The sequence below is a fragment of the Streptomyces phytophilus genome (genome assembly GCF_013870535.1).
GTDB lineage: Bacteria > Actinomycetota > Actinomycetes > Streptomycetales > Streptomycetaceae > Streptomyces > Streptomyces phytophilus.
On record NZ_JACBXC010000103.1, the window covers coordinates 1 to 10,084 of the forward strand.

The window sequence follows — 10,084 nt, forward strand, 5'->3', positions numbered from 1 at the left end:
CCAGGATGTGCCCGTGCGGGCGAGTGGGCGCGGCCGGGGTGTGCGGCGGGTGGGCGTGGTCTACCTGCTGCTGGCGCTGCTGTGTGCGGCCGGGGCGCCGGCACTGGTCCGGTACGTCGGTGGGGAGGCGGCCGCGGCGGCCGCGGCGGTGCTGTGCGGCGTGCCGCCCGCCTACCTGTCCTGGAAGGCGTTTCTGCACGACCGGCTGGAGACGGCCGCGCCGACGACCGCGGAGGCCGCCGACCGGTTGGCGGTGGCGGTGCGCAGGCAGTGGGAGGCGGAGGCCCGCCGGGGCCGGGTGCATGATCCGTACGAGCTGCCGATCGCCTGGCGGGCGGCGGACGAGGAACCGGCCGAGTCGTGGCCGCTGCTGAGGGAGACGGCCGCGTCCTGGCCCGGTGGGCCGCCCGGCGATCCCGCGGGCTGGGCACGCGAGCCCGGCGGGCTGGCGGGGCGGGGTGCGGAGATCGGGGCGGTCTTCGCGGAGCGGGTGCCGACCAGGCGCCTGGTGATCGTCGGTGAGCCGGGGGCGGGCAAGAGTGTGCTGCTGATCCGGCTGCTCCTGGATCTGATCGAGCGCCGCGGCGTGGGTGCACCGGTACCGGTGCTGTTCTCGCTGGCCTCCTGGAATCCGGAGGGCCAGAGCCTGGACAGGTGGCTTGCCGAGCAGTTGCGCCGCGATCATCCCGGGCTGCGTCAGCCGGTGCCGGGTTCGATGGCGGGCCCGGCCGGCGCGGGCGGGCCGGTGGATCTGGCGCAGGCGCTGCTGGCGGAGTGCCGCGTCCTGCCGTTGCTGGACGGCTTCGACGAACTCCCGGGCGGGCTGCGGCCGGTCGCGCTCGACGCGGTCAACCGGGCGCTCTCCGCCGGGAAGCCGCTGGTGCTGACCAGCCGGGCCGCCGCCTGGCGGGCGGCCGTCACGCGGCCGGACGCGGCGACGGCGGCGGTACGGCTCAACGGCGCGGCCGTCATCCGGCTCCTCGGCCTCGATGCCGAACGGGCCGGCGACTACCTGCGCCGGGACGCCGGCGACGACGCCACCGCGGCCCGGCGGTGGGGGGCGGTTGCCGCGCAGCTCGGCACCGGCAGCCCGGTCGGGCAGGCGCTGAGCACTCCGCTGGGGCTGTTCCTGGCCCGTACCGTGTACAACCCCCGCCCCGGGACCGCTCCCCCACCGGCGGCGGCGCATCCGGACGAGCTGCTGGACACCGCCCGCTTCCCCGACCGCGCCGCCGTCAGCGCCCACCTGTGCCACGGCTTCGTCCCCGCCGCCTACCGCCCCGACGCCGACCGCGCGCCGCGCTGGACGGCGGCACGGGCGCAGCGGACCCTGGCCTTCCTCGCCCGCTTCCTGCACGCCCACCGCGACGGCAGCCCGGACCTGGCCTGGTGGGACCTTCTCCTGGCCCCGCCCACGTACCTCTTCCGCACGGCCTTCGGGCTCGCGGCCGGGCTCGTCCTCGGGCTCATGGCCGGGGTCATGGCCGGGCTCGCGGCGGGGCTCGCGACGGGGCTCGCCTTCGGGCTCGCGGCCGCGCTCGTGTTCGGGCTCGTCGCCGCGCTCGCGGCCCGACACGCCGCCCGGAGCGGACCTGCTCCGAGCGCGGGGCTGCGCTGGTCGTCCGGCGAGTTCGCGGTGGGGCTCACGTTCGGGCTCACGCTGGGGCTGACGGTCGGGCCGGCGGCCGGGCTGGTGTTCGGGCCGGAGGCCGGGTTCACGGGCGGACTCGTGGCAGGGCTCACGGCGGGGCTCACCGGCGGGCTCCACGCGCGGGGGCCCGACCTGACCGCCAACACCGCCCCGGCCGCGCTCCTCACCCGCGACCGCCGGAGCTTCCTCACCGTCGGTCTCGCGCTCGGCCTCACGGCCGGGCTCGCCGCCGGGCTGCTGACGGGGGTCGCGGCCGGGCTCTCGGACGGGCTCGCGGTGGGGCTCGCCGTCGGGCTCGTCGCCCTGCTCGCGGTCGGACTCACGGTCGGGCTCCTGGCCGGGCTCGCGGTCGGGCTCACCCTCACGGCCTGGCCGTACTTCGTCATGGCCAGGGCCTACCTGACGGTGCGCCGCGGCGTCCCGCGGAACCTGATGGCGTTCCTGAAGGACGCGCACGACCGCGGCGTGCTGCGGCAGGTGGGACCGGTGTACCAGTTCCGGCACATCGACCTGCAACGCCACCTCGCGCAGCAGCCGTCCGGTGGCGAGCCGGAGCGTGCCGCGCCCCTCGGGGCGCGACACCGTGCCGTGCCGGGAACACCGGGAACGCCGGGATGACCCGGACCGCGCCGGGCGCCCGAGGCGCCGGGGAGCACACCGGGTCGCCGGTCTGCCCGCCGAGCGCCCCGGGGAGGGGCGTCAGAGCCGCAGGAACGCCTGCACCGGCAGGTGGTCGCTGGGGAACTGGCCGCCGCGCGCGTACGTGTTGATCTTCGCGTAGCGCGTCCGCACCGCGGGGGTGACGAGGATCCAGTCGATGCGGTCGCCGTCCGGCACCAGCGGCCGGTACCCGTGGAACGTCGCGTACGCGTCGCTGCGCCGCTCCGCCGCGTCCCAGGTGTCCGCCAGGCCGCCGCCCGCGAGCATCGCGTCGTACACGGGGTTGGCGTGCGCCGGCACGTTGAAGTCGCCGGTGACGACCCGCGGCAGCGCGGCGTCGAACTCCGCGAAGCGGCTGGTGATGAGGTCGGCGGAGCGCTCGCGGGCCTGCTGGTTGACGTGGTCGAGGTGGGTGTTGACGTGGTAGAACTCGCCGCCCGTGGCCAGGTCGCGGAAGCGCACCCAGGTGACCATGCGCAGGACGGCGTTGCCCCAGGTGTTGGAGCCGATGAGGTACGGCTCGTCGGAGAGCCAGTAGTGGTCGAACGCGACCGGGGCCAGCCGGCGGATGTCGTAGAACACCGCCATGAACTCGTCCTTGCTGCCGCCCTGCCGGCCGGTGCCGATCCAGGCGTGGTGGCGGCCGAGGTCGGCGGCGATGTCGAGGAGTTGCGGGTACAGCCCCTCCTGGGTGCCGACGAGGTGCGGCTCCTCGGCGCGCAGCAGCGCGCGCATCACGGGGCGGCGCTCGGGCCAGGAGTTCGGCGGGGTGGCGGAGGCGTAGCGGAGGTTGAAGCTCATGACGTGCAGTTCGTCCTCGCCGCCGGCGCCGCGCGCGGAACTGTCGGCCCGCGCCTCGGACAGCCCGACGACGGTCGGGGCGAGGGCGGCGGCGGCCGCGGTGCCGAGGGCGCGGCGGCGGCTGAAGGGGAACTCGGGCATGGGTCACCTCTCCGTTCGGGGGGTGCGACGTGGGGAGAGTCTCAAGCGGCGAGGTGAGAGGGAAGTGACGCGCACACGTCAGTGATACGAACGGAAGATCACCCGGGTGCCGGGCGGACGCGCACGTCCCCCGAGTTCTGTGACTCAGGTCACGTCCCGTTCCTGTCAGTATTCGGGACGCTGCCCCGCTCAGGTTCCGAGAGCAAGCGAACGACGGGAGCAGCACATGAAGCACCGCATCGTCGTCCTCGGCGCCGGCTATGCCGGGGCCTACACGGCCGGGAACCTGGCCCGCCGGCTGTCCCCCGAGGACACCGAGATCACCGTGGTCAACGCGGTGCCGGAGTTCGTCCAGCGGCTGCGGCTGCACCGGTTCGCGGCGGGCGGGGAGATCCGGGCCCCGAAGCTCACCGACGTCTTCGCGGGCACGGGGATACGGCTGCGCGTGGCCCGTGTCACCGCCGTAGCCCCCGAGACGCGGGTGGTCGCCGTGGCCGACGCCGACGGCGGCGGCCTGCTGAGGTACGACACCCTCGTCTACGCGCTCGGCAGCCACGTCGCCGACCACGGCGTCCCCGGCGTGGCCGAGCACGCCTTCGACGTCGCCGCCCGGCCCTCGGCGCTGCGCCTGCGCGCGCGCCTGGACGACCTGGACACGCGGGGCGGAGGCGGTGCCGTAGTGGTCGTCGGCGACGGGCTGACCGGCATCGAGACGGCCGCCGAGATCGCCGAGGCCAGGCCCGGCCTGTCGGTGACCCTGGTCGCCCGCGGTGAGCTGGGTGCCCGGCTCTCGGCCGGAGGCCGCGCGCACCTGCGCCGGGCCTGTGACCGGCTGGGCATCGACGTGCGGGAGCACGGCTGCGTCGAAGCCGTGGAAGCGACCCGGGTGCTGTGCGCCGACGGCACCGCCCTGGCGTCCGACGCAACCGTGTGGGCGGCAGGATTCGCGGTCGACCCGCTCGCCGCCGCCGCGGGGCTGGAGGTCACCGAGAACGGGCAGATGGTGGTGGACCGCACCATGCGGTCGGTCTCGCACTCGAACGTCTACGCCGTTGGTGACAGCGTCTGCGCCATCGGCGGCAACGGCCTGCCGCTGCCGATGTCCTGCAGTTCGGCCGGCTCCACCGGCAGGCAGGCGATCGACGCGATCGTCGGCCGCCTGACCGGCCGCAAGATCCCGCTCACCGAACTGGTCTACACGTTCAACCACATCAGCCTCGGGCGTCGGGACGGAATCCTGCAGCCGGTCGACGATGACGCGCAGGCGAAGCCGGCGTATGTGGGCGGCCGGGAGGCCGCGCTGGTCAAGGCGGGTGTCGTCCGGGTGGCGCTGTGGGCCACCGTGCACCCGACGTACGGCCTGCCCAGGCGCAGGCACCGGCCGGCCGCCGCGCCGGAGGCCGTGAAGGATCCCTCGTGGGGCGCATCCGGCGAGGACGCCCCCGTGGCCGCCTAGGGTGGCGCATGTGGACGACACCGCCACCGATCGCTTCGACACCGTGCGGTTCGAGGCCGGCCGGCACCGGCTGGCCTCGCTGGCTTACCGGCTGCTGGGCTCCGCCGCCGACGCCGAGGACGTCGTGCAGGACGCGTACCTGCGCTGGCAGGCCGCCGACCGGCGGCGGATCGAGGTGCCGGAGGCGTGGCTGACCAAGGTCGTCACCAACCTGTGCCTCGACCGGCTCCGCTCGGCACGCACCCGTCGCGAGCGCACCGTGGGCACCTGGATGCCCGAACCCCTCCTCGACGGCGACCCGATGCTCGACCCGGCCGACACGTTCGAGCAACGTGAATCGGTGTCCCTGGCCGTGCTGGCTCTCATGGAGCGCCTGTCACCCGTCCAGCGGGCCGTCTACCTCCTGCACGAGACCTTCTCCTACGGCCACGCGGAGATCGCCGGAATCCTCGACCTCACCGAGGCCGCGAGCCAGCAGCACCTCCGCCGGGCCCGCACCCGCGTCACCGCGGCGCACCGCCGGGGCGGCGAGGTCGATCCGGCGTCCGCCCGCCGGATCGTCGAGGAGTTCTTCACCGCCGCCGCCTCGGGCCGTACGGAGCGGCTGGTGGCGCTGCTCACCGACGACGCGACCGCGGTCTCGGACGGCGCCGGCCGGACCGGGACGATGTCGCGGTACGACACTCCGCCGCGCATCGCCGACGTCGCACGGGCGGGCTTCGCACCCACTCCCGCGAAACGGCGATTCGCCGGCGGCACGCCGGCAATCCACTACGCGCGCCTCAACGGCGGCCCCGCCATCCTCGTCGTGGTCGGCCACAAGGTCGTCGGCGCCGTGACGTTCGATCTCGCCGGCGGCAGGATCGCCCTGGTACGCGGCATCGCCGCGCCCGTGCGCCTCGCCCGCCTCAACGAGGGCTGGCGGCGGTACGACCCGGGCCCGCCGGTCCTCACGAGCTGGTGACGCCGAGCCGACCGCCCGGCCCGGCCCGCCCTGCCCGCCGCGTACCTCCGGGAACAGCCGCCGCGCCCCGCGGGTTCACCCCCCATGACCGACGTGCTGCGTTACACCGCCTTCACCACCGACCCCGCCGGCGGCAACCGGGCCGGCGTCGTCCTCGACGCCTCCGGCCTGTCCGACGAGCGGATGGCCGCCATCGCGGCCGAGGTGGGCTACTCCGAGACCGCCTTCCTCACCCCGGGCCCCGCGGACGGGACGGACGCGGCGGACGCGGCGGACGCGGGACGGACGTTCACGGCGCGCTACTTCAGCCCCGCCGCCGAGGTCCCCTTCTGCGGCCACGCCACCGTCGCGACGGCCGTCGCGCTCGCCGAACGCCTGGGTGCCGGCGACTTCGTCCTGCACACCCGGCCCGGCCGCGTCCCGGTCGCGGTGACCGAGGAGAACGGGGTGCTGAAGGCGACGCTGAGCAGCGTCGAACCGCACGTCCGCGAGGTCGCGGAGGCCGACGTCGCCGAGGCGCTGGCCGCGCTGCGCTGGTCCGCCGGCGAGCTGGACCCGGCCCTGCCCGCGCGCATCGCCTTCGCCGGCGCGCACCACCTCGTGCTCGCCGCCGCCACCCGCGCCCGACTCGCCGACCTCGACTACGACTTCGACCGGCTGCGCGCCCTGATGGAGAAGCTGGACCTCACCACCGTCCAGCTCGTCTCGCGCGAGTCCCCCGCGGTCTTCCACGTCCGCGACCCGTTCCCCGTCGGCGGCGTCGTGGAGGACGCGGCCACCGGTGCGGCGGCAGCCGCCTTCGGCGCGTACGCCCGCGAACTCGGCCTCGCCTCGGCGCCCGCCCGGCTCACCCTGCACCAGGGGCACGACATGGGCAGCCCCTCGCTGCTGGAGGTCGAGCTGCGCGCGGGCGACTCCCGCGTCCACGTCACGGGCGCGGCGGTCGGCCTCTGAGCCTGCCCGGGTGATCACCGCGTGATCCCTGTGTGATCCACGACACATTCAGGATTTCTTCCGCTCCCGTGTCGAAATCCGTCCCGCCCGCTCGACGCACGGGTGAGAGGCGCCCGGAGGGGGCGCCGGACGGTTGTTTCCGACAAGGAGCAGACCCCATGGCTACCGACATCGCGACCCGGGCCGGGCGGCGGGAGTGGATCGGGCTCGCGGTGCTCGCGCTGCCCGTCCTGCTGATCTCCATCGACGTCTTCGTCCTGCTGCTGGCCCTGCCGCACCTCAGCGCCGACCTCGGCGCGAACAGCTCCGAGCAGTTGTGGATCATGGATATCTACGGCTTCATGCTCTCCGGCTTCCTCGTCACGATGGGCACCCTCGGCGACCGCATCGGCCGCCGCCGCCTGCTCCTCACCGGCGCGGCCGCGTTCAGCGTCGCCTCCGTGGTCGCCGCGTACTCCACCAGCCCGGAGATGCTGATCGCCTCCCGCGCGCTGCTCGGCATCGCGGGGGCGACGCTGGCGCCGTCGACGCTGGCGCTGATCACCAACATGTTCAAGGACCCCCGGCAGCGGTCGGCGGCCATCGGCGTCTGGTTCATGTGCTTCATGGGCGGCGCGGCGATCGGCCCGCTGGTCGGCGGGGCGATGCTGGAGCACTTCTGGTGGGGCTCGGCGTTCCTGCTCGGGGTGCCCGCGATGGTGCTGCTGCTGATCCTGGGCCCGCTCGTGCTGCCCGAGTACCGCGACACCAGGGCGGGCCGGCTGGACCTGGCGAGCGTGGCGCTGTCGCTGGCGGCGGTCCTGCCGCTGGTCTACGCGGTGAAGGAGTTGGCGAAGGACGGCTGGGCGCCGGTGCCGCTGGCGGCGCTCGCGGCGGGCGGGGCGTTCGGGACGGTCTTCGTACGCCGCCAGCAGCGGCTGGAGCACCCGCTGATGGACCTGCGGCTCTTCCGCAACCGGGCCTTCTGCACCGCGCTCGGCGGGATGTTCGCGGGGACGTTCCTGATGGGCGCGCTGATGCTGTTCATCACGCAGTACCTGCAGATGGTGCAGGGCCTCACGCCGCTGAAGGCGGGCCTGTGGATGCTGCCCGCGGTGGCGGCCTCGGGGTTCAGCTTCGGCCTCGCCCCCGTCGCGGCCCGCTTCGTCCGCCCGGCCCGGCTGATCGGCGGCGGGCTGTGCGTGTCCGTCGTCGGCCTGCTGCTGCTCGTCGCCGCCGACGTCTCCGGCGGACTGCCGTACGTCGTCACGGGGTTCGCGCTCATCAACCTGGGGGCGGGGCCGCTGGTGACGCTCGGCACCGACCTGGTCGTCAGCTCCGCGCCCCCGGAGAAGGCGGGCTCGGCGGCGGCGATGAACGAGACCAGCGGCGAGTTCGGCTACGCGCTGGGCATCGCGACCCTGGGCAGCATCGGCACGATCGTCTACCGCGGGCAGATGGAGGACTCGGTTCCGGCCGGCACCCCGGGCCCGGCGGCGGACGCCGCCCGGGAAGGCATCACCGACGCGGCCACCGCCGCGGCGGACCTGCCGGCGCGGACGGCGGAGGCGCTGCTGGCGCCGGCGCGGGAGGCGTACGTGAGCGGGATGCACGTGGCGGCGATCATCGCGGCGGTGCTGCTGGCGGGGGTGGCGGTGCTGGCCGTACGGCTCCTGAACCACGTCCCGCCCACGGGCGCGGCCCCGAAGGAACCGGAGGCGGCGGACGCCGGGGGGACCGGGGGGACCGGGGAGGACACGTCGCCCGCCCCCGAACCGGTACGCGGCTGACGCCGGCCCTCTCCGCGTAACGCGTCGAACCACCCCCGGGGTGGGCGGTCCTCCGCCCACCCCGGACGGCTGTCCGCCCCGGCCCGACGGCCTGCCCGACCGGCCGCCCGACGGGCCGCCGGACTCACCGGCCGCCCCCGCACGTCAGCCGCCGCCCGGCCGCCGGGCCGCTTCGCGCAGCGCCATCCGGGCCGCGACCGTACCCCCGTTCAGCGTCTCCCAGAACGGGTGGATCGATATCTCGATGGACAGCGAACGGAACCTCTTCCGCAGCACCGTCTCCTGCCGGTCCAGCTCGGGCGTCCACCCGCTGTCCGCCCGGTGCTCGACGCCCGCGCTGTCCGTATACGGGCGCAGCGGGAACTCCTCCAACCGCTGCGCGACGGCGAACCACTCCCGCTTCGCCCGCAGCAACTCCTCCGGAAACTCGTAGTCGCTCACAACTCGCTATCATACTGGTGTTCGATTTCGAGAAGCGAGCGCACGCGCGGGACACACGTGATTAGGATCGTCGGCATGGCGCTGCGACCCGTCCAGGTGAACATCAAGGCCCTCGACCACGCGGCCGTCGGCCGGTTCTGGGCGGAAGCGCTCGGCTGGCAGGCCCACGCGGCCGGGGCGACCACCTACGTCGGGCCCGCCGGCGACCTCGTCTGGCCGCACCCGGCCCTCGTCGGCATCGACGTCGTGCCCGTCCCCGACCCCAAGCCGGCGGTCAAGAACCGCGTGCACCTCGACCTCGCCACCACCTCCGCGGCCCACCAGGCGGAGCTGGTCGCCCGCCTGCTGGCACTCGGCGCGACACCCGCCGACGTGGGCCAGGGCGACGTGCCGTGGGTCGTCCTCGCGGACCCCGAGGGCAACGAGTTCTGCGTGCTGGAGCCCAGGGACGTCTACCGGGACACCGGTCCGATCGCCGCCGTGGTCGTCGACTGCGCGGACCCGCGGGCCATGGCCCGGTTCTGGGGCGAGGCGACGGACTGGGCGGTGGGAAAGCTGACCGACGACATGACGGTGCTGCGCTCGGCCGCGGGCACGGGCCCGTACCTCGAACTCTTCCGCGTCCCCGGCCCGAAGACCGCCCCGGACCGCGTCCACCTCGACCTGCTGCCCTACCCCGGCGACGACAAGGAGGCGGAGGTCGCCCGCCTCCACGACCTCGGCGCCGCCGACCTCGACGTCGGCCAGGGCGACGTCCCGTGGACCTGCCTGACCGACCCGGAGGACCACGAGTTCTGCGTCCTGGCCCTGCCCTGACGCACCCGGCGGACGGCCGGGTAAGGGGCCCCTGCCACGGAGCAGTGCCCCTTACCCCTCACCCCCGTGCCGCCCGCTCTACGGCACCAGCACCAGCCGTCCCCGTACCCCGCCCTCCGCCTGCCGGGCGTGGGCCTTCGGGGCGTCGGCCAGGGCGTACGTCTCGGCGACCCGGGGCGTCAGGACGCCGTCGTCGACGAGGCGGGCCAGCTCCGCCAGCCGGGCGCCGTCGGCGCGGACGTCGAGGGCCGCCGTACGGATGCCGCGGACCGGGGGCGGGGCGGTGTTCGGGATGACCGCGGCGAACGCGCCGCCGTCGCGGGTCCAGCGCAGCGCCTGCTCGCCACCGAGCACCGCCGCGTCGAGCACGGCGTCGTAGGCGGCGCCGCCCGGCGCCGTCGTGAACGCCGCGCCGAGGGAGCGGATCAGCT

General features: G+C 75.1%; 9 protein-coding genes. 6 read left to right on the top strand and 3 right to left on the bottom strand.

The genetic code is table 11. The annotated features are described in order from the left end of the window. A partial coding sequence (locus tag H5J30_RS08515) for an NACHT domain-containing protein (protein ID WP_258563188.1) occupies window positions 1-2,269 on the top strand: 2,269 nt, incomplete at its 5' end. Window positions 2,270-2,350: 81 nt separating this feature from the next. Here H5J30_RS08515 and H5J30_RS08520 read toward each other — a convergent pair. Next, the gene (locus tag H5J30_RS08520) at window positions 2,351-3,253 is read right to left on the bottom strand and encodes an endonuclease/exonuclease/phosphatase family protein (RefSeq protein ID WP_181786601.1); all 903 of its coding nucleotides are present in this window, start codon (window positions 3,251-3,253) and stop codon (window positions 2,351-2,353) included. A gap of 226 nt (window positions 3,254-3,479) precedes the next feature. Here H5J30_RS08520 and H5J30_RS08525 point away from each other — a divergent pair, with 226 nt between their 5' ends. From H5J30_RS08525 to H5J30_RS08540, 4 genes are all read left to right on the top strand, one after another. Further along, window positions 3,480-4,709: an NAD(P)/FAD-dependent oxidoreductase gene (locus H5J30_RS08525; protein ID WP_181786603.1), complete on the top strand. Its 1,230-nt coding sequence runs from the start codon at window positions 3,480-3,482 to the stop codon at window positions 4,707-4,709. 1 nt (window position 4,710) lies between these two features. Further along, window positions 4,711-5,673, top strand: coding sequence for a sigma-70 family RNA polymerase sigma factor (locus H5J30_RS08530; RefSeq protein WP_181786605.1), 963 nt, complete (start codon window positions 4,711-4,713; stop codon window positions 5,671-5,673). Between the two features lie 84 nt (window positions 5,674-5,757). Further along, complete coding sequence (locus tag H5J30_RS08535; RefSeq protein ID WP_181786607.1) at window positions 5,758-6,627, top strand: PhzF family phenazine biosynthesis isomerase; 870 nt, start codon at window positions 5,758-5,760, stop codon at window positions 6,625-6,627. 158 nt (window positions 6,628-6,785) lie between these two features. Further along, entirely contained in the window at window positions 6,786-8,396 is a 1,611-nt protein-coding gene (locus tag H5J30_RS08540; RefSeq protein WP_181786609.1) for an MFS transporter, read from the top strand. A gap of 144 nt (window positions 8,397-8,540) precedes the next feature. Here the strand turns inward: H5J30_RS08540 and H5J30_RS08545 are convergent, their stop codons facing one another. After that, window positions 8,541-8,837 (bottom strand): DUF8825 domain-containing protein, encoded by a 297-nt coding sequence (locus tag H5J30_RS08545; RefSeq protein ID WP_181786611.1) that lies wholly within the window; start codon window positions 8,835-8,837, stop codon window positions 8,541-8,543. A 75-nt stretch (window positions 8,838-8,912) separates the two neighbouring features. On the opposite strand from H5J30_RS08545, the gene H5J30_RS08550 reads away from it, so the two are divergent. After that, entirely contained in the window at window positions 8,913-9,653 is a 741-nt protein-coding gene (locus tag H5J30_RS08550) for a VOC family protein (RefSeq protein WP_181786613.1), read from the top strand. A 78-nt stretch (window positions 9,654-9,731) separates the two neighbouring features. Here H5J30_RS08550 and H5J30_RS08555 read toward each other — a convergent pair. Beyond that, window positions 9,732-10,084 (bottom strand): zinc-binding dehydrogenase (locus H5J30_RS08555; RefSeq protein ID WP_181786615.1); only part of this gene is annotated, 353 nt, incomplete at its 5' end.

What these genes read in the sequence shown, in the direction of transcription:
- H5J30_RS08535 (WP_181786607.1), top strand. Translation starts at nt 5,758, where the DNA reads ATGACCGACGTGCTGCGTTACACCGCCTTCACCACCGACCCCGCCGGC.
- H5J30_RS08540 (WP_181786609.1), top strand. Translation starts at nt 6,786, where the DNA reads ATGGCTACCGACATCGCGACCCGGGCCGGGCGGCGGGAGTGGATCGGG.
- H5J30_RS08520 (WP_181786601.1), bottom strand. Translation starts at nt 3,253, where the DNA reads ATGCCCGAGTTCCCCTTCAGCCGCCGCCGCGCCCTCGGCACCGCGGCC.
- H5J30_RS08525 (WP_181786603.1), top strand. Translation starts at nt 3,480, where the DNA reads ATGAAGCACCGCATCGTCGTCCTCGGCGCCGGCTATGCCGGGGCCTAC.
- H5J30_RS08550 (WP_181786613.1), top strand. Translation starts at nt 8,913, where the DNA reads ATGGCGCTGCGACCCGTCCAGGTGAACATCAAGGCCCTCGACCACGCG.